The following is a 19653-nucleotide window of genomic DNA, read 5'->3' on the forward strand; positions in this document are numbered from 1 at the left end:
ATCAACGACCCCGACCCCGGACCGGCATAAATCCGCGCCGAATTAACCTCCGGCGGAAGCGCCCCAAAATCAAACACCATTGACTCCTTTAACCCGTCGCGGCCGCGTTGGCCGCCTCAGTCACCGCGTACGATCCCGAGCTCATGCCCAGGGTGTTGACGAACATCTCGTGAATCGCCGTGGCTTGGGCGCTCACGGCCTGGTACATCTGGGCGTGCGCGGAGAACTGCGCCGCGGTCAGTGCCGACACCTCGTCCGCGGCGGCTGGCACCACCCCCGTCGTTGGGGCCACCGCCGCCGCGTTCTGCGCGCTCAGCGTCGAGCCAATGCTTTGTAGGTTGCTCGCCGCCACAGCCAACGCCTCGGGCTGCGTCGTGACAAACGACATTCGGATTCCCTCCCTATTCTCTAGGCCCGCTGGCCGTCGAGGAACGGTTTGCCGGTGGGCTTACCGCAGGCATGGCTTACTCGTGAGATTAATGGGGTCACGCCTTGGCTCGCCTCCCTAGTGCCGACTGTTCATTCGTGTACAACTCCCGTTCACCTCGGCTTTCCCTATCCGGCTGAGGGTGGGCGGGTTAGGACGCTGTAGCGGAAGCCGTATTTGTGGGAGTAGCCCGCGGCGGCGCCGGCGCGTCGGCCCATGACGCCGGTGGGCATGCCGCGCAGCAGGGCGTTGCCCGGCGGGCTGGCGGTGGCCCCGGCGGTCTGCACGGGAAGGGCCTCGGCCTCGGCGTTGGCCGGGCTGACCGCCGAGGTCAGCGTGGCCCACTGCTGGGGCACCGACAAACCCCCGACTTGGGCGGCCTGCCCGGCACCGGCCGAAACGCTGCTGCTCAGGCTGCCCAGGTTGCCCAGGCCCAACTGGGCGAACTGCGGCGTGGGATACCACGCACCACCGGCACCGGCCGTGCTACCACCCGGACCCGACACCAACTGCTGCGCCAGCTGCGACCAAAACGCCGGGATACCGTTGGAGAAATAGGCCAGACCCGAGGTCTGCTTGAGGATCACCGTGTACAAGGTCGGATTGAGCCCCAGATAGTTGTTGGTCGGCGTGGGCAACCCCGTCTGCAGGCCCTGAATCGCGTTGGTCAGCCAGGTCAACGGACCCGGCTGGGTCGACGTCGCGGTCACCTGGGGCGCCGCGGTGGTGACCAGCTGCGTGCTCGCCAGCTGCGAGGTGCTCGAGGCCACGGTCTGGGCGGTGTTGCCCGCGGGCTGCTGGGCGGCCTGGGTCAGCGCCAACGCCTGATCGGCCACCCCCTCAGGGGTAGTGGTATTCGGCGCGGGCTCAAAGGGCGCCAACGCCGACGCCGTCGCCGAGGCCGCCGCATAGCCATACATCGCCGCCGCGTCTTGGGCCCACATCTCCATGTACTGGGCCTCCGTCGCCATGATCGCCGGGGTGTTCTGGCCAAAGAAATTCGTCGCGATCAACGTCGCCAACAACACCCGATTAGCCGCAATCACCGGCGGGGGCACCGTCATCGCAAACGCCGCCTCAAACGCCGCCGCCGCCGCGCGCCCCTGACTGGCCGTGTCCTCGGCCAACCCCGCCACCGCACCCAACCAATTCACATACGGCACCACCGCCGACACCATCGACGACGCCGCCGGACCCACCCACGGCCCCGACGTCAACTCCGAAACCACCGAGCTATACCCACTGGCCGCCGCAGCCACCTCAGCAGCAATCTCATCCCACGCCGCCGCCGCCGCCATCAACGGCCCCGAACCCGGACCCGCATACATCCGACCGGAATTAACCTCCGGCGGTAACGCCCCGAAGTCAAACACCTGTTCTCCTCAGTTGGCCGCGATCGCTGGCGGTCGCGGCAGTCGCATCGGATCAGTGGTGGCCGTGGTCACGGCTTCGTAAGCAATTGCCACCCGTAGGTCGCTGACGGCCCGGAATCACCGACTCAGACCTCACGGTCTGCCACCCCAGTCGGCGGGCTGGCCGGCGCATCCCGCCGATCCCTTGTCCGGCGTCCAAATGTGGTCTCGTACCACGCTTCTCGGACACCCGGGTCAGGAACAACGTGCACCTTTAGCCTCGATTGATCCCCTGCTGTCAGCAACCGAGCGACAGTTCACGGTCTTCCCGAACTGTCGCTCGTCCATGAGATTAGTTCGTTATCGTGGGCACGCCGATACGCGACGCCAACTGTTCATTCCAGGCCAGCCACTGTTCACTCCCAGTCGACTGCCGTTCATTTCGACGAACTAATTGTTCATCCGCGGTTTGCTTTCAACGCGGGTCGGATGTCAGTCCTCTTCGAGAACCAATGCCATTTCCGGGCAGGAAGCCACACCGTCGCGAGTCAGCTGCTCGTCCTCGGGCCGCACCTCGTGCTCTTCGAGGATCGAATAGCCCGAGTCGTCTATCGGAAACAGCTTCGGATCAACGGCGTAGCACTGGGCGTGGCCAACGCATTTGGATTGTTCGAGACGAACCCTCATCAGGTTTCCTCCCTACCCGGCTCGGCTGAGTAATCCAGACGGAGATCAGCCGCTCGCTCGAGTGTAGAAGATCCTCGCGGAGCGTGACCGGCCGCCGTAAACCGGCCAGCGGTCGGATTCGTGTCCCTTTGCGACACATGCGATATTGGGGTTCAGCGAAAATCGGTGCCGACGACGTCCCCGCCGCTTCGGATGCCGAGATCAGACAGACATGCGGAGAGCCCATGAGCACTCCTGGCGAAGGCCAGCAAGCCACGTTCCACCTGCCACGGCTCGATTTCGAGAAGTTGCCCATGGCCCTGGACCGGGGCGTCGGGTGGAAAACGCTGCGGGACGCCGGGCCCGTGGTGTTCATGAACGGCCACTACTACATCACGCGCCGCGAAGACGTGCTGGCCGCGCTACGCAATCCCAAGGTGTTCTCGTCGACGATCCTGCAGCCCCCCGGGCACCGATTACCGGTGCTGCCGCTGGCGTTTGACCCGCCGCAGCACACGCGTTATCGGAAGGTGCTGCAGCCGTTCTTCAGCCCGCTCGGTCTGAGTAAGTCCCGCCCGGTGCTGGAGCGCCATGCCGCCGAAATGATCGCTGCGCTTGCCGCGCAGGGCAAGTGCGAAGTGATGGCCGACTTCGCACACCTGTACCCGTTTCAGGTCTTCATGGACCTTTACGGCCTGCCGCTGGAAGATCGCGATCGGCTGATCGATTGGAAGGACGCCGTCGTCAACGACAAGCCCTACATCACCCAGGATGACATCCAGAAGAGTGAGCTGCTGCTGACGTATCTGGCCGATGCGATCCAGCAACGCCGGCAGAACCCGGGAACCGACATGCTGTCGCAAATCATGAACAGTGACGGCGATTTCAGCGATCTGGAACTGCTGGGCATGAGCCACCTGCTGGTGCTGGCCGGCCTGGACACGGTGACGGCGGCGATCGGATTCTGCCTGTTCGAGCTGGCGCGCCGACCACAGCTGCGCGAGTTGCTGCGCGACAACCCAAGGCAGATCCGGGTTTTCATCGAAGAGATCGTCCGGCTGGAACCTTCGGCGCCGGTGGCGCCCCGGATCACCACCGAATTCGTCAACATCGGCGGGATGACGTTGCCCCCTGGGACGTCGGTGCGGTTGTGCATGGCCGCGGTCAACCGAGACGACAGCGATGCGACGTCGGTCAACGAATTGGTGATGGACGGAAAGGTGCACCGGCACTGGGGGTTTGGGGGCGGGCCGCACCGCTGCCTGGGGTCCCACCTGGCCAGGATCGAACTGACGGTGATCGTCGGGGAATGGCTCAGGCAGATTCCCGACTTCGACGTTCCCGCGGACTATGTTCCGGCGATCAATTACCCGTCAAAAAGCTTCGCGCTCAAAGAATTACCGCTGCGCTGGGGCTGATCCAGCCAGCCCCAACGCAGCGGCGTTCCGTCTTACTTGCGCAACTCCGTCGCGGCCACCTGTACGAACACGCCGGTGTCCTCGGCCATCAGTAGGCCTCGACCACGGGGCAGCGGGCCACCCTTCATCTTTCCGCGGATGAATCCCTCGTCCGGGTCGGCGTCCATCACCAGCAACGGCGCGTTCGCCTGGGCCAGGGCCCGCAACATCGGATCGCTGCCCGCCGAAGACCAGCCACCGAAGGTGCGGGTCACCAGGACGTGCAGCCCGACGTCGGCGGCCCGGGTCACCCACGGCGCGGCCTTGTGCAGCGGCGAATCGAATCCGGCTGGCAGCTGCTGGATGTCGTCGACGATCAGGAAGATCTCCGGGCCGCTCCACCACGACCGCGACAACAACTCCTCCGCGGACAGGCCGGGCGGCGGCTCGCGTCCGGCCAGGACGGCGGCCAGCTCGCCCATCATCGCCTGGACGCCGTCGAGGTTGTACGCGAACTTCTCGACGTAGTCCGAACCCAGGGTGGTCAGCAGCTGACGGCGTGGGTCGACCAGCCACACCTGTGCCGACGGCTGGCCGGCCGGTGGCGGTGGTGCGCTGCTGGCTCCCGGTGCGTACAGCCGGCCGATTTCGCTCATGATGGTGGCCAGCGTGGTGGTACGCCCACATTCGCGTCGACCCGTCACCATCAGGTGCGCATTCTCGGCGAAGTTGAGGTACACCGGCGACAAATCCAATTCGGAGATGGCCCAGGCGATTCCGCCCGCGCCGACACCCTGCCGGGTGTCCCGCGCCGCCAGTTCCCGCAACTGCTCCACGTCGAACCGGGCGGGGAGCCGGCGCACCGGCGGGGCCTGGCCGCTGGTGAGACGGCTGACCGCGTCGATGACGCTGTCGGACTCGAAGACGTAGTCGGGCGTGGTGGCGAGCGCGGGCCGGGCCACCAAGGTGTGCAGACCGGCCTGCGGGTCGGAGTCCAGCCGGACGTAGTTGACCGCGACCATGCCGCGACCCGGCTTGACCGGAACGTCCTTGGCGAACCGGGACCGCACCAGCTTGGCGTCTTCCACGGCCGCCAGCCGCAATTCGACCCGGGAGCCGAAGCCGCTGCGCACCGGGGGCCGCAGCTCGGATTCGCGGTCGGCGGTGACGATCACGTGCACACCGAACGACGGGCCCTGGTTGATGATCAGGTTCACCTGCTCGATCAGCACCTCGTTCTCTTCGGCCAGCGCCCGGTAGTTGTCGACCACCAGGTAGACGTCGCCGAACCCGTCGTTGGGGACGGGGCCGGGCTCGCCGCCGAACTTGCGGCGCCGGAAGACCTCCATTGAGGCGATCCCGTACTCGAGGAAGGTGCTCTTGCGCTGACGCACCAGCGCCAGCAGCTCGGCCACCGTGCGGCGCACACCGTACGGGTCCGTCGGACCGGCCACCTCACCCACGTGCGGCAGCCGGGCGACGGTGGTCAGCGCGGTGCTGCTGTAGGCCAGGCAGTAGAACTGGACCTGCTCGGGGGTGTGGGTCAGCGCGGCCGAGCAGATCAGGGTCTGCAGGGCCGTGGTCTTACCCGAACCGCCGGCGCCCAGGATCAGCACGTTGGCGCCCGGACCCGAGGTGTCGACCGTCCACGGCGGCTGGTCGTGCTTGAACGGACGGTCGATGATCCCGATCGGGAAGACCAGGTCGCGCGCCGTGCCGTAATCCTCCTGCCACGGGTGGCCGAGGAACCGGTTGACCAATTCGTCGATCGGGATCGGCTGGTTGAGCGGCGGTTGCCACAACCGGTACGGCTCGAAGTCGATCTTGCGCAGCTGATCGATGATGACCGTGCCGACCTTCGGAACCCGGATGCCCTCGACGTCGTCGTCTTCGCGCGGCAGGCCGTCGGCCTCCAGCGTCTCGCCATTCGTGATGGCGGCCGGCGTGAGCTCCGGTCCGCCAACGCTCACCTCGAGCGGGGTGAACGAGTTGGTAAACAGTTGCGGGCGAACGTAATCGATGCTGTGCACCAACGCGGGTGCTTCCTCGCCGTCATCGGTGAGCCCGCGGGGGAAGTAGTCCCGCCACAGGAACTCGGCCTGGAACCGGACGATGTCCTCCAGGCTGCGTCGGAAGTAGCCCAGACCCGCCTGCGCCGGCAGGTTCACGGCGTTCGGCACACCGGCGGCCTGCGCCGCACCGGCGGTGCGCGCCTTCAGCACCAGCCGGTAACCCATGTTCTCCATGAGCTTTTCGGCACGGCTCTCGATGGTCTGCGACGCCATCATCAGGTGGATCCAGTAGGCGCGGCCCTGCCGGCCGATCGAGTCGAGCACGTCGACCGCGGTCGGCATGATGCGGAACCATTCGTAGAACTCGTCGATGACCACCACCAGCATCGGCAGCGGCGCCATGTCCTGGCCGCGCGCCCGCATCCTGAGGCGGACGGAGTTGTACTCCTTGGCGTCGTCGACACCGGCGCTGTCGCAGATCGCCTTGCGCCGGGCGATCTCGCCCCAGAGGGCGTCGAGGAAGCGCTCCATGAGCGCCTGGTCCTCTTCCAGGTCGGTGATGATCCGCGACACGTGCGGCACCCCGGCGAACGGCTTGACCGCCGATCCACCCTTGAGGTCGGCCAGCACGAACTGCAGCTCTTCCGGCGGGTGGCTGAGCATCAGCGACTCGATCACGGTTCGCACCAGGGTCGATTTACCCGAACCGGTCGTACCGGACATGACGCCGTGCGGGCCGTCACCGCCCTCGTCGAGCGACTTCATGTCCAAGAACAGCAGCTCGCCGTTGTCGGAACGAACACCGAACGGTGCCCGCAACCGCGACCGGCCCATCGAGTCGTTGCGGCTGCCCCACAACGACTCGAAGTCGATGCGGCCCGGATCGTCGATTCCGTAGTAGGCCATGATGTCTCGGGCGCCGATGTGGGCGACCCGCTGACCGATCTCTTCGTACGCCTCGGCGAGCCGCCAGCGGGCCAGCGCCTGAGCGAATTCCTCGGCCTCCGCGATGCTGATGTGGTCCGTGAGCGCGAAGAACCACGGCTTCTCGTCGATCACCATCCAGGTGTCGCGGTCGCGGGGCAGCGCCTCGATCACGCCCTTCTCGTCGAACCGCAAGGTGCGCTCGGGGACCGCCGTCCACATCGAGGCGCCGGTCAGGTCGAAGAACGTCACCCCGTCGACGCCCTCGGAGCTGATCACGTACTCCCACTGGGGGTCGACGACATCGGCGACGATCACCGTGTGGGGCGTCGGAGTCTGCGCCGACGAACTCGCGTGCCGCGGCGTGAAAGAGCCACGGCCGGCGAACAATTCGGCCTGCTCGGCGGCGAACTCGCGCACCGAGCTGTAGACCATCCGCGCGTTCCCCGCCGCGTCCTGACGTCGCGGGTCGCCGAAGTGCGGAAGCCACTTCACCCAGTCCCACTCGTCCAGATCCGAGGTGACGACGACCATCTGCACGTGGTCCGGGCCGTGCGAAAACGCCAGCTGGCAGATGATCGCCCGCATCAGTCCCAGGACCTGCTCCCGCTCCCCGTCGAGCGAGTACCAGGGTTCGACGAGCAGCGAGATCATCTTGGGCAGGTTGTAGACGACGCTTTGGTAGCGCCCGAATTCCTGCAGCGCCTTACCCGTCACCGGCTCCAGCTCGATGTCGGTCGGCATGTTCTGGGGCTCACCCCAGGTCACCTCGGGGCGCGTCATGCCGACGCCCACTCGCACCACACCGAAGTTGAGGTCCTTGCCGTCGGGCTTGCGTTCCCACATCCGCGACGACCCCACCGCGGCGGACAGCGTGGTGGGCGCCGGGTGGAACCACCGGTAGTTGGCGTCCATGCTGTCGGCCGACTCGTGGGCGGTCTCGCGCAGCATGTCCAGCATCAGCATGAACTGCGCGCGCATCGCGTCCAGCTTCGGCCGGCTCATCTGCTGCTGACCGCCGAACCGGCCGCCGAACATCATCATCGCGACGCCACCGATCATGAAGATCGGGAAGATGGCGCCGGCGCCGCCGAACACGTGCGAGCCGCTGGCGAAGGTCATGCCGACCATGCCGATCAGCAGGCCGACGACCAGGACGCCGACCACCACCAGCCACCAGGGCTTGCCCTCCGGCGGCGGAATGCTCAGGGGCGTCGGGAGGACGATGTTCTCCGGCTTGATGACCGGAGGCTTCTCCGGTGTCGGCCGAGCAAACCCGCGTTTCACTTAGGTACCGCCAATTCTCCTGGGGACATATCCATCGGTAGGGTGTCGTGCTCCACGAGCGCGTCCGCGCGCGACAGGGTCGGGCCTTGCGGGAGCAACCGCAGCGCCACCCACGGCGCCAGGCTCGGTTTCGTCTTCAGGCCCAACGCCTCGCGCACGTCCCGGGTGTCGTCGACCCCGAACCGGGCGCCCGCGTCACTCAGCCACCACAGCGACTCCGTCGTCTTGGCCCCGGGGTCGTTGCCGGTGACGGCCACGAAGTTCCCGTAGTCGGGACCGAAGAAGACCTGGTCGGCCTCGCGGCCGGTGGTGTCCGCCTTGACCAGCGACACCACCCTGTTCTCGTCCTTGGCCGCGACCGGAATGGTCGCGCCGGACACAACCTGGATGCGGGCCCGGTTCTCCCCGGACGTCTTCTGCCACCACCAGCAGGTCGAGGGGTTCTCGCGGATGTCCGCCACGTTGAGCGGGGCGTCCGGGTAGGAGGACAGGTCGAGCTTGTTGACCACGGGCATCTTGGCCAGGGCCGACGGTTCGACGGTCACCGGCTTGGTGTTGCCGGGCCCGGCGTTCTGCAGGATCTGCGCCACCAACGGGGGCAGCGTCTGCACACCGTCAGCCAGCACCAGCGAATACTGCTGCGGCCCACTGATTTGCGGCGTGACGATCACGGTGCCGATCGGACCGGGCGCATTCGGGAACGACGCGCCGGAGCCCGCGTTCTGCACCTGCGGCACGGTCAGCTCGGGGCCCACCGGCAACGCGTCGAACAGGGCGCGGCTCATGGGCTTCGCCTGGCCCACCTGCTCGGGCGTCAGGCCCAGCGGCAGCAGCACCGAACGGTTCGTCGCGTCGATGCGCGACCGGCGTCCCTCGCGGATCACCCACGCGTCCCCGCCGTAGCTCAGCACCACGGCGTCCGACCCGGTCAGCACGTGCCGGTGGTTGCTGAGGTCGGGGTTTCCGTCGATGACGGTTACCGTCACCCCGGACGGCGCGCTCACCCCGGTCGAGGTGCCGACGGTGTCGCACACCAGCCACGACGACGTGGACGGGCTCGAGGGATGGAAGTTCGACGGCGCGCCCGGGATGCCCACCAGCGGGCCGCGCGGCAGCGTGGCGATCTGGTTGGACTTGACCAGGTGCGGGTTGTCGGGGCGCCCGGTGATCAGCCGCGCCGACGCCAGGTTCAGCGCCGGGTACAGCTTGTCGCCGACGCGGACGTACAGCGCGCCGGAGTCACGGTCGGCGATGATCGGCGAGTCACCGACCTGGCCCGCCGGGCTGAGGAACGAGTAGAGCAGCGCGCCCAGGCAGATCACCAGGGCCGCCGACACCGACGCCACGACGGCCAGGGTCTGGCGCCGTCCCGGCTCGACCTCCATGCGGACGCGCCACCGGGTGAGCGCCATTGCGGTGCGGCGAGCGAGGAACTGGTAGCCGGTCACCTGGGTCCGCGTCGACAACCCGAGGCCATACCCCGACCCGCGTTGCCCGCGACTCTCTTCCGCCACGTTTATTCACCATCCGGTCTGCTAGAACGCCTGGATATTGTCCCTGAACATATCCGCAGCGCGAATTACATCGACAACGGTAAGTCACCCGTAGCGACCTCGCCACGCGACGACGTGCGTTCACATCTACATCACTTTGCGTACATCTATGCGGACGCCCTCGCCTCGCCGCGTGGGCCGACGCAGGCAACGCCCCAAGCGCCGTTGAACTGGCACTTTCAGGTTCCCCCGCCGATCCCGCCCGGACACTCACGTCTCCTCAGGGCATCGTAATGGCGAAAGGCCGGCTCGTCCTGTCGAGCGGGTGCGCTCAGCGAACGGAAGAGCGACGAAACGGGCGACGGCGCGCGCCGCCTCTCCCCGATTGGTCGGCCGTTGAATTCTGGCAGCAAGATGAGCGGTATGAGTGAGCTCGCGCCGTCGCTGGTCGAACTTGCCAGGAGGTACGGCATCGCGACCGAGTACGACGACTGGACCGGGCGGCGGGTGCCGGTCTCGGCAACCACGCTGGTGGCGGTGTTGGCCGCGCTCGGCGTGGCGGCCGGCACGGAGCAGGAGCGCAACATCGCGCTGACCGCGAAGCTCCGGTCGTATTGGGCGCGGCGATTGCCGGCGACCATCGTCGGCCGCACGGGTGAGCCGACGCGGTTCTGGGTGCACGTGACCCACGGCGATCCCGCGGAGGTCTGGTTGCAGCTCGAGGACGGCGCGGTACGCGGCGGGATCCAACAGGTGGACAACTTCACCCCGCCGTTCGATTTGGACGGGCGCTGGGTCGGCGAGGCCAGCTTCATGCTGCCGGCCGATCTGCCCCTCGGTTATCACCGGGTGCACCTGCGTTCCGGTGGCACTGAGACCAGCAGCGCCGTGATCGTGACGCCGGATTGGCTCGGGCTGCCGGAGCGGCTCGGCGCCCGGCGGGGCTGGGGCCTGGCCGCCCAGCTCTACAGCGTGCGCTCCAGACAATCGTGGGGGGTCGGCGACCTGACGGACCTGGCCGACCTAGCCGTCTGGTCGGCGTCGCGGCACGGCGCCGACTACTTGTTGGTCAATCCGCTGCACGCGGCGCAGTTTTGCGGACCGACGGGCCATATGGAGCCCTCGCCCTACCTGCCGACATCGCGGCGCTTCGTCAACCCCATTTACCTTCACGTCGAGGCGATTCCCGAGTTCGCCGAGCTGCCCAAGCGCAGCCGGGTGCGGCGGCTGCGATTCGACGTGCAACAGCGAGCCGCTCGGCTCGACGCCATCGATCGCGACAGCGCTTGGGCCGCGAAGTGCGCGGCGCTCCAGCTCTTGCACCGAGTGCCGCGGTCCGCGGGCCGCGAGTTGTCCTACGAAGCCTTCCGCGCCCGCGAGGGCAGCGCGCTGGACGACTTCGCCACCTGGTGCGCCCTGGCCGAGAAGTACGGCGACGATTGGCATTCGTGGCCGAAGTCGCTACAGCATCCCCGCGCGCCCGGCGTCGACCGATTCGTCGAGAAGCATGCGGAGGCAGTCGATTTCCATCGCTGGCTGCAGTGGCAACTCGACGAGCAACTCGCCTCGGCGCAGTCGCAGGCGATCCGGGCCGGGATGGCGCTGGGCGTGATGCACGACCTCGCCGTCGGCGTGCATCCCAACGGCGCCGACGCGTGGGCCCTGCAGGACGTGTTGGCGCTGGGTGTCACCGCCGGCGCACCGCCGGACGAGTTCAATCAACTCGGCCAGAACTGGTCCCAGCCGCCCTGGCGGCCCGATCGGCTCGATGCCGAGGAGTACCGGCCGTTTCGGGCACTGATAAGGGCGGTGCTGCGGCACGCCGGCGGCGTGCGCATCGACCACATCATCGGGTTGTTCCGCCTGTGGTGGATCCCGGACGGTACCGCGCCCACCGAGGGCACGTACGTGCGTTACGACCACGAAGCGATGATCGGCATCGTCGCCCTGGAGGCATACCGCGCCGGCGCGCTGGTCGTGGGCGAGGATTTGGGCACGGTCGAACCGTGGGTGCGCGACTACCTGCTGTTGCGCGGCTTGCTCGGCACCTCGATCCTGTGGTTCGAATTGGATCGGGACGGAAACGGCGGGCCGCTGCCGGCCGAGCGCTGGCGCGAGTACTGCCTGTCCTCGGTGACCACCCACGATCTGCCGCCGACCGCCGGCTACCTGGCCGGCGACCACGTGCGGCTGCGCGAAGCTCTCGGGTTGCTGACCCGCCCCGCCGAGGACGAGCTCGCCACCGACCGGGCCGAGCTGGCGGCGTGGCTGGCCGAGTTGCGCCGGGTGGGGTTGCTCGACGACGGCGAAGACGACGCGGAGAAAGTCGTCATCGCCCTTTATCGCTACCTGGGCCGGACGCCGTCGCGGCTGGTGGGCGTGGCGCTGGCCGATGCGGTGGGTGACCGCCGGACCCAGAATCAGCCCGGCACCACCGACGAATACCCCAACTGGCGGATTCCGCTGACCGACCCCGCCGGGCGCCCGGTGCTGCTCGAGGACCTGTTCACCGATGCCCGCGCGGCAACCCTGGCCGAGGCCGTGCGCGGTGCGATCGCGCCGGCGGCGGTCGAGAGCGCGCCTGTTAGCTTCTGAGGCCATGAAGGTTTCAGTCGTGGCGCCGGTGGCCGACGGCGTCACCGCGGATCCCGAATGGATGGCGGCCTTCGCCGGCCACCTCGAGCAGTGCGGGTTCGAATCGATCGTTGTGGTCGAGCACACCGTGCTGGTCACCCGCTACGACAGCGTCTACCCATATGACAGTTCGGGACGCGTGGGGCTGGCGGCCGACTGCCCCATCCCCGACCCGCTCGATCTGCTGGCGTTCTTGGCCGGCCGCACCACCACCCTCGGGCTGGCCACCGGCGTCCTGGTGCTGCCCAACCACCATCCGGTGGTCCTCGCCAAGCGCGCCGCAAGCGTGGACGCGTTGTCGGGCGGACGGCTGCGGCTGTGTGTGGGCGTTGGATGGCTCAGGGAGGAGCTGGAGGCGTGCGGCGCGGACTTCGAGAACCGCGGCAGACGCGCCGACGAGCAGTTGGCCGTCTTACGGGCACTGTGGGCCGACGAACCGCAGGGGGCTTCGCACCACGGTGAGTTCTTCAGCTTCGACAACGTCATGTGTTATCCCAAACCCATTGCCGGAGAGCGGCTTCCCGTTCATATCGGCGGGCACAGCCGGGCGGCGGCCCGCCGCGCCGGCCGCTTGGCGGACGGCTTCCAGCCGCTCGGGGTGGCGGGTCCGCAGCTGGCGTCATTGATCGCGCTCATGCGCGACGAGGCGGCGGCGGCGGGCCGTGATCCGGCGGCCCTGGAAGTGTCATTGGGCCACGCGGTCAACAAGATTGACGCCGAACGGGCGGGCAGTCTGGTCGATCAGGGCGCCGACCGGCTCGTGCTGTCGATGCCGTCGACGGTCGACATCGAGCAGGCCAGGGACGTGCTCTCGGCGTGCGCGCAGCGGCTGTCGCTGATCGCGTGATCCCGATGAGCCTGTCAGCCGACGACCGATCAGCACTCAGCGACTTGGTGCACAGATACGCGGCATACGTGGACGGGCGTCGGTTCGATTCCGTCGCAACACTTTTCACTGACACCGCCATGCTGGTGGTGCCCGAACCGCCCACGGCGCTGGAGCCGATCCACTCGCATCGTGGGCGAGGCGCCATCACCGCCGCGGTCGCTACCGTCGCGGCCGTCGCCCGCACCGAGCACGCCATCGTCGGCGAGGTCTACGAGGCCACCGGGCCTGGCACGGCCAGTGGGCGCATTGCGTGCATCGCGCACCACTGGGACCGACGCGGCGACGAATTCGTCGACATCGTCTGGCATTTGCGCTACGACGACGAATACGAGCTGACCGACGGATGGCTGATCGGCCGCCGCGCGTTGACCATCAACGCCCTTGAGACCCGTCCGGCCCGCCGGGTGCGGCCACACGACGCGAATTAGCGAGCTTCCAGAAGACTTTGCGCAAACTCACAGCGACCCCCCATGAACCGAATCTGCGGCGCAAAAGGGCGCATCCTTAAGCAGGTGCGGCTATTGCTTCCGGCAGTGCGGTGGATTTTGCCCGCACCGGGCGCGAGCCGGCGGCCCCGCGCCCGGACGAGGCCGCGAGCCGCGCGCGTCTTCCTGATCGGGTCCAATTTTTACAAGTCGATCCGTGTATTTTCGGCCGCGTGACGAACACCGAACATCGGAACCTGAACGTCAATACCGCCGGAGCCACCGGAGGACGGGAAGCGCCGAACGGCAACGTATCGACACTGGCAGTGGGCACGCCGCTGGACTCGTCCCCGGACTACCGCAACGAGATTCACACCGCCGAAGACATCATCGATGTCGAGACCTACGGCGGCGGTTTCGATCTCACCAGGCGGGCGACCGCACCGAAGCTGCGCATCGGCCGCGACCGGTGGTTCAACCTGCTCTGGCTGATCCCCATCGGCTTTGCCCTGCTGATCGCCGGGGTGGCGGTTGGCAAAGGCCTGCACAACATGCCGGCCGTCCAGTCGTTCATTCAGCGTCACCCCGGGACGGACAGCGCCAATGTCACCCCCGGCCTGCCGGCCTGGATCGGGTGGACGCATTTCTTCAACCTGTTCATGATGATGTTCATCATCAGGACCGGGATCCAGATCCTCTGCGACCATCCCCGGCTCTACTTCAGCCGCAACGCCACCCCGGGTAAGGACGAGTGGCTGCGCGTCGGCCCACCCGTACCGGACGACGAGCTGTGGACCGCCAACGCCGACACCGTCGCTCTGCCACCTCAATTGGGCTTGCCGGGATTCCGGCACTCCATCGGGCTGGCCCGGTGGTGGCACCTGGGCGTGGACGTGCTGTGGCTCGTCAACGGTGCGGTCTTCTACGTCTTGCTCTTCGCCACCGGACAGTGGCGGCACATCGTCCCCACCAGTTGGGACGTCTTCCCCAACGCCGCATCGGTGGCCATCCAGTACCTGTCGCTGGACTGGCCGACCGACAACGGCTGGGTCGCCTACAACGGCCTGCAGTTGTTGTCCTACTTCACCACCGTGTTCATTGCCGCGCCCGCGGCGTTGATCACCGGGCTGGGCATGTCGCCCGCGCTGTCGCAGCGCGTGCACTGGCTCAGCAAGCGGCTGAGCATTCAGCACGCGCGGTCACTGCATTTCGTGGTGCTGGTCTACTTCCTGTTCTTCATCCTGGTGCACGTCACGATGGTGTTGACGACCAGCGCGCTGCGCAACCTCAACCACATGTTCGCTTCCCGCGACGACAACAGCTGGGTGGGCTTCGGAATCTTCGCCGCGGCCATGGTGTTCACGGCGATCGCGTGGGTTTGGGCCACGCCCTTCACCATTCGCCATCCGCGGGTGATTCAGCGGGTCGGATACGCGCTCGTCGGCCCGTTCCAGCGGATGCTGGAACAGCTCGACCCCAAGCCCGGCGCCTTCACCGAGAAGGACATCTCGCCGCACCACTGGCGCAACGGCAGGCTGCCGGAGACCGTCGAGTACAAAGAGCTGGAAGCAAACGACTTCCGCGACTGGCGGCTCAAGGTCTACGGTCTGGTCGAGCATCCGATGGAGTTTTCGCTCGAGGACTTGATGGCGCTGCCGTACCACGAGCAGATCAGCCAGCACTTCTGCATCCAAGCCTGGTCGGGTGTCGCCAAATGGGGTGGCGTGCAGATGAAGACGATCATGGACATCGTCAAACCGCTGCCCGAAGCCAAGTGGGCGGTGTTCTATTCGATGGGCCTCGGCGCGACGGGCGGCATCTATTACAACGCCCATCACATCGGCCAGATGGACCACCACATGACGATGCTCGCGTACAAGATGAACGACCAGCCCCTCCCCTACATGCATGGCAGGCCGCTGCGGCTGCGCAACGAACTGCAGCATGGCTTCAAACTCGTCAAGTGGATCAAGGGCATCGAATTCGTCGCCGACTACCGCGACATCGGCAGCGGCTACGGCGGTTACAGCGAGGACCACAAATACTTTGGGCGGCACCAGACGCTGTAGGGCGTAGCGCCGAACCCTCGGCACCGACGCCTCAGGTCGTTTGTCCCGACGGCAATCCGGGTAGCTCCACGGAAGCAGCCGAACGGAAGTGACCAGAGGAGAGACACCCATGCGCCACAGCGCTGTCGACCATGATCGGGAACTCCGCACGGGTAACGCCGAGCCGCCGCATGACTTGGCGCGCACGCCCGGGCTGGTGATCGTCGGGGCCGCCGTGTTGGCGCTCGTGATGTGCGTTGCCACCTTCGCCCTCGGGGACGCCGGCGCGGGTGTCGCCGCCGCGATCGTCGCCATGCTCGCGTTCGGCGCCGGGCTGGCGTGGCTTGGCATGGACCGCAGGCGGATTCGGCAGGCGGAACGAGACTGGCCTATCGGCCACGCGGCGCGGTAGCGCCGCCGGTTCCAACGCCTACTGCAACGAGGCGAGGTTTTTCACCGACTTCTCCACATCGGAGCGCAACACCCGGGCGACCAACCCGCCGATCGGGCCGCTGAGCAACCCGCCCCGGAGGTCGGCGGTGAGGTGGAAATCGGTTCCCGGCTCGCGGTCCGTGACGGTCATCGCCACCCCGAGGCGGATCCCGCCGCGGCCGCGGCCCTGCAGTTCAATCGATTTCGGCTCGTCATACCGGGTGACCGTCCAATGGATGACATTGCGGAAGCCCTTGACCTTCACGCACGACGACACGCACGTGCCCTCCTCGATCTTGTCGGGGACGGGTCCGCGCCATCCGGCGAATATGGTCATCCACTCGTCGAATCGGCTCAGGTCGGACGCCAGCTTCCAGGCGGCCTCCGGGTCGACCTCCGAGGACACCGAAACATCTACTCGTGCCACGCCCTGTCGCTCCTCCCCATGATTGCGGCTAGCGTCGGCTCGGCAGCACAGACGTCCAACGCGCAACGCGCACTGAGTACCCCGGCGGGGCCGGGCTTACGCGTTAGCGGCGCCTTTAGGGCCAGGCTTCCTGTAGTTGCTTCGCCACGTCGATGATTTGCGCGGCCTGCGACTGGGGCGCGTCGATTTCCTCGGCGACGTACTGCGCGACGAACCGGCGGATCTCGCCATCGACGCCGGCGAGGATCCGCAGCACCTCGCCGCGGAAGGACTTCGACGACACGTTGACGGTGATATCGGAGGGCCGCGGTTTCGCGACATCGACGATCAGCAGTAGCGGTTCGGCGGCGCGCGCCGTGGCCCGTAACGCGATGTCCCCGGACACGACGAACCGCTGCTTGTCGAGCCGAAGGTCGAGCAGCAGATCGATCGACAAGGGGATGTGGATGACGAACGTGATGCTGTCGCCCAGGCGGCGGGTGACCTTGGGTTCGTGGATCTTGACGTTGGCGCTGACCTTGGCGATCCCGCCGGGCCCCTGCGCGATGGGCTCCATGGCGAACTCGTTGCCGGCGATGTCGGCAAACGCGGCGGCGACACGCTCCGGGGTGACAGCGACCTCGAAGAATCTGCGTCCGAACTCTTCGTAGGTGACATAATCGTGAGTCTCCATAGGCTTATACCGTCTCATGTCGGCCGCCGGAACCGACGCTGATCTGCTCGCGTCGCAGAAATCCGCGTTCGTCGCACCCTCCCGGGATCACCGGTGATCCCGGGCGGGTGCTGTGAAGCACGCCACAGGCCGGGCGCTTCGATTCGATCCGGCGGGTGGTGGCCTGGGAGGCTTGATCACTTGGGAGGTGTTTTGATGTGCGCCCAGAAAATTCCCGAGCGGCGCTCGGACTTCTCGCCCGCGGGCCTACTCACCTGGCTTGGCGGCGGCCATCGGCTGGAGCTGAGTGAGCGCGACGAGCGGTCCACGCACGCCATCACGGGCGCGGTGGTGTTGTTCGGAGGGCTGCTGGCGTGGCTCGTCGCGGCCCTGGCGGTGAGCGAGTCGGCTCGCTGGCCGCTCTATTCGGTCGCGCCGCTGACGTTGCTCTTCGGTCTGCTGGTCGGCGCGGTCACCCGCGCCATCACGACCGGGACGGGCCGCGGTCGGGCCGGCCTCGCCGCACGCGCGCTGGTCGCGGCCGCCCTCGGGGTCACGGTGGGTGAATTGGCCGCAGTCGTCCTGCTCTCCGGCTCGATCGATCACCGTCTCGACGAGCGCGCCCTGCACAACGCTGGCTCCACGCCGGCGGTCGCGCAGGCGACGGCGTCCCTGCAACAAAGCCGGGACGCACGCACCGCGCTCGACACGGCCGTCGACCGCGCTCACCAGCAGCAGGACCAGGCCCTGGTCATCGCGCGCTGCGAATACCATCCCACCCCCACCTGCCCGCAAACCCGGATCACCGGTGTGCCCGGCGCCGGACCCGAAACGCGCACGGCGAACGAGATCCTCGCGGACGCCCAGCGTGAACTGGACGACGCGCTGGCGGCCCGGGATCGCCAGGCGCCGGGGTTGGACGCCGAGATCTCCCGCGAGGCGCGCGCGGTGGGCGAGGCACGCCACGGCGTCATCGCGGGCGCCGATCGTGGCCTGGGCGCGCGCTGGGTCGCGATGAACGACCTGACCTCCGCCGACCTCGGGGCGCTGACGTTGCGGCTGCTGACCATCGCGTTCTGCGTCCTGGTCTACCTGCTACCGCTGATCCTGGGGCGGTGGCGCGGCGAGACCAGCCACGATCGCCATGCGGCGGCGCGGGCGGAGCGGGAACGCGCGGAACTCGAGGCGGACACGGCGATCGCGATCAAGCGGGCCGAGGTTCGCCGGGAGGCCGAAATCATGTGGGCCGAGCACCAGCTCACCCAGGCCCGGCTTGCCATCGAGGCCCAGACCGAGATCGACCGCGAGCAGCAGCGCCGACGCATCGTGGACGCCTTCGATTCCCCGGTGCTGGCGCCGTCACAACGCACCTTCGAGCCGGCCGACGAAGACATCTACCTGCCAATCGCCGCCGAAGCCGAGGCCGCCACCCGCGCGGCCCTCGCCCCGCCCGTCCCGGCTGAGAGTGCCGGCGTGGAGAACCTGCCGGCGCCCGTCGGACGAGAGTTGGAGCCGCACCAAGAGCGTGGCACCCCGTCGATTCCGTCGATTCCGGACGCCACCAAGGCCGCGGCGCGCTGGATCCGCCCGCTGGTGCCGCCTTTCGTCGCCCGGGTGATCGACACCACGACCGCACCGTTGCGCACCGCGCGGCAGGTGTTCGAGGAGGTCGAGGAGATCACGTTCGCGTTCAGGCGCACCCACAGAGTGACGGTCGACTCCGAAAGCTCCGACCCCGGCGGCGGCGGCAGCCGGCCCGCCGATGCGAACGAATCCCCTTCCGGCACCGCGGGATTCATCGACTCGTCACGTGTTGACCGCGCGCCGGTGACCAGCCGGCAGGGCAGCCGAGGGCGGCACGGCCCGTCGCTGGGCGCATCGGAGCGCGGCACCGACCCGGAATTGACGCAGCGCGAGGGGCCGGCCGAACTGGATTCGCCCTCCGGACCGCGTCAGCTCCCGCCGGCTTGACGATCTGAGCCGTCCCTGGTGCGCTCGTAGTACCGACGGACCCGGGCCCTGTTGCCGCAGTCGGCCGTACTGCACCAGCGGCGGTTCTGCCGGTGGCTGGTGTCGAGGAACAGCCATCCGCACTGGTCGTCGCCACATCGCTTGATGCGCGAGCCCGGGACCTCGGTCAGGAAGGTCACCGCTTCGACCGCGAGCCGGTGCAGTGGGGTTTGCGCCGTCAGCGCGGACTCCTCCCAGTTCGCGGCATCCTGACCGACGACCAGGCGGCTGGCCCGCAGCGCGGATCGGTAGGCGTCGGCGACTTTCCCGGAATCTCCGGCCGAAGCGCACCCCGTCCAGATGCGGTGCAGGGCCTCCCTGAGCAGCTTCGTCCGATGCAGCGCTCCGGTGGCGGCAACGCGGTCCAAGACGACGTCCGCGGCGAGGGTGCGCGCCTCGCGAAGCGACAACACCCCTGCGTGATGCGCCCAAGCCACCAGGTCCGGATAGTCCGATAAATAGTCCGCACGGCGCTGTGGGTCACCTCGCCATGCCACCGTGTTGACCAAATCGACTGCGGGATGGCCTCCGCGCAGATCGAGATTGGCCGCTTCCGACCGCGCCATCAGGAACATGCT

General features: G+C 67.6%; 16 protein-coding genes. 7 read left to right on the forward strand and 9 right to left on the reverse strand.

Features of this window, described 5'->3' with window-relative positions; translation table 11 throughout:
- The 4 genes from A5697_RS28335 to A5697_RS09655 form a co-directional block, all read right to left on the reverse strand.
- Nucleotides 1–77 (reverse strand): PPE domain-containing protein (locus A5697_RS28335; RefSeq protein WP_156624280.1); only part of this gene is annotated, 77 nt, incomplete at its 3' end.
- A gap of 11 nt (nucleotides 78–88) precedes the next feature.
- Nucleotides 89–388 (reverse strand): PE family protein, encoded by a 300-nt coding sequence (locus A5697_RS09645; protein WP_068010062.1) that lies wholly within the window; start codon nucleotides 386–388, stop codon nucleotides 89–91.
- 167 nt (nucleotides 389–555) lie between these two features.
- Complete coding sequence (locus tag A5697_RS09650; RefSeq protein WP_068010067.1) at nucleotides 556–1800, reverse strand: PPE family protein; 1245 nt, start codon at nucleotides 1798–1800, stop codon at nucleotides 556–558.
- Between the two features lie 471 nt (nucleotides 1801–2271).
- Nucleotides 2272–2466: a ferredoxin gene (locus tag A5697_RS09655; RefSeq protein WP_067943630.1), complete on the reverse strand. Its 195-nt coding sequence runs from the start codon at nucleotides 2464–2466 to the stop codon at nucleotides 2272–2274.
- 224 nt (nucleotides 2467–2690) lie between these two features.
- Here A5697_RS09655 and A5697_RS09660 point away from each other — a divergent pair, with 224 nt between their 5' ends.
- Nucleotides 2691–3863, forward strand: a complete 1173-nt coding sequence (locus tag A5697_RS09660; RefSeq protein ID WP_067943632.1) for a cytochrome P450 — start codon at nucleotides 2691–2693, stop codon at nucleotides 3861–3863.
- A 32-nt stretch (nucleotides 3864–3895) separates the two neighbouring features.
- Here the strand turns inward: A5697_RS09660 and eccCa are convergent, their stop codons facing one another.
- Both eccCa and eccB read right to left on the reverse strand, forming a co-directional pair.
- Nucleotides 3896–8065, reverse strand: coding sequence for a type VII secretion protein EccCa (gene eccCa / locus A5697_RS09665; protein WP_067943633.1), 4170 nt, complete (start codon nucleotides 8063–8065; stop codon nucleotides 3896–3898).
- Nucleotides 8062–9579 (reverse strand): type VII secretion protein EccB, encoded by a 1518-nt coding sequence (gene eccB, locus A5697_RS09670; protein ID WP_068010069.1) that lies wholly within the window; start codon nucleotides 9577–9579, stop codon nucleotides 8062–8064. Before eccB ends, eccCa begins: the two co-directional genes overlap by 4 nt.
- 402 nt (nucleotides 9580–9981) lie before the next feature.
- On the opposite strand from eccB, the gene malQ reads away from it, so the two are divergent.
- The 5 genes from malQ (at nucleotide 9982) to A5697_RS09695 (ending at nucleotide 15966) form a co-directional block, all read left to right on the forward strand.
- Nucleotides 9982–12153: a 4-alpha-glucanotransferase gene (malQ, locus tag A5697_RS09675; protein WP_068010071.1), complete on the forward strand. Its 2172-nt coding sequence runs from the start codon at nucleotides 9982–9984 to the stop codon at nucleotides 12151–12153.
- 4 nt (nucleotides 12154–12157) lie between these two features.
- Entirely contained in the window at nucleotides 12158–13039 is an 882-nt protein-coding gene (locus A5697_RS09680; protein WP_068010074.1) for an LLM class F420-dependent oxidoreductase, read from the forward strand.
- A 5-nt stretch (nucleotides 13040–13044) separates the two neighbouring features.
- On the forward strand, nucleotides 13045–13509 hold the full coding sequence (locus tag A5697_RS09685) for a nuclear transport factor 2 family protein (RefSeq protein ID WP_068010136.1): 465 nt from the start codon (nucleotides 13045–13047) through the stop codon (nucleotides 13507–13509).
- A gap of 323 nt (nucleotides 13510–13832) precedes the next feature.
- Nucleotides 13833–15575 carry a molybdopterin-dependent oxidoreductase gene (locus A5697_RS09690; RefSeq protein WP_068010138.1) on the forward strand — a complete coding sequence of 581 codons (1743 nt, stop codon included), beginning with the start codon at nucleotides 13833–13835 and terminating at the stop codon, nucleotides 15573–15575.
- Nucleotides 15576–15684: 109 nt separating this feature from the next.
- On the forward strand, nucleotides 15685–15966 hold the full coding sequence (locus tag A5697_RS09695; RefSeq protein WP_068010077.1) for a hypothetical protein: 282 nt from the start codon (nucleotides 15685–15687) through the stop codon (nucleotides 15964–15966).
- A gap of 18 nt (nucleotides 15967–15984) precedes the next feature.
- Here A5697_RS09695 and A5697_RS09700 read toward each other — a convergent pair whose 3' ends face one another.
- Both A5697_RS09700 and A5697_RS09705 read right to left on the reverse strand, forming a co-directional pair.
- Nucleotides 15985–16413: an SRPBCC family protein gene (locus A5697_RS09700; RefSeq protein ID WP_067943639.1), complete on the reverse strand. Its 429-nt coding sequence runs from the start codon at nucleotides 16411–16413 to the stop codon at nucleotides 15985–15987.
- Between the two features lie 115 nt (nucleotides 16414–16528).
- Complete coding sequence (locus A5697_RS09705; protein WP_067201090.1) at nucleotides 16529–17086, reverse strand: hypothetical protein; 558 nt, start codon at nucleotides 17084–17086, stop codon at nucleotides 16529–16531.
- Between the two features lie 195 nt (nucleotides 17087–17281).
- Here A5697_RS09705 and A5697_RS09710 point away from each other — a divergent pair, with 195 nt between their 5' ends.
- Nucleotides 17282–19036, forward strand: coding sequence for a DUF4407 domain-containing protein (locus A5697_RS09710; protein WP_068010081.1), 1755 nt, complete (start codon nucleotides 17282–17284; stop codon nucleotides 19034–19036).
- Here the strand turns inward: A5697_RS09710 and A5697_RS09715 are convergent.
- Complete coding sequence (locus A5697_RS09715) at nucleotides 19018–19641, reverse strand: CGNR zinc finger domain-containing protein (RefSeq protein ID WP_067943748.1); 624 nt, start codon at nucleotides 19639–19641, stop codon at nucleotides 19018–19020. The genes A5697_RS09710 and A5697_RS09715 overlap by 19 nt on opposite strands.
- Between the last annotated feature and the right edge of the window lie 12 nt (nucleotides 19642–19653).

Origin of the sequence: Mycobacterium sp. E3251 (assembly GCF_001666835.1) — a bacterium.
GTDB lineage: Bacteria > Actinomycetota > Actinomycetes > Mycobacteriales > Mycobacteriaceae > Mycobacterium.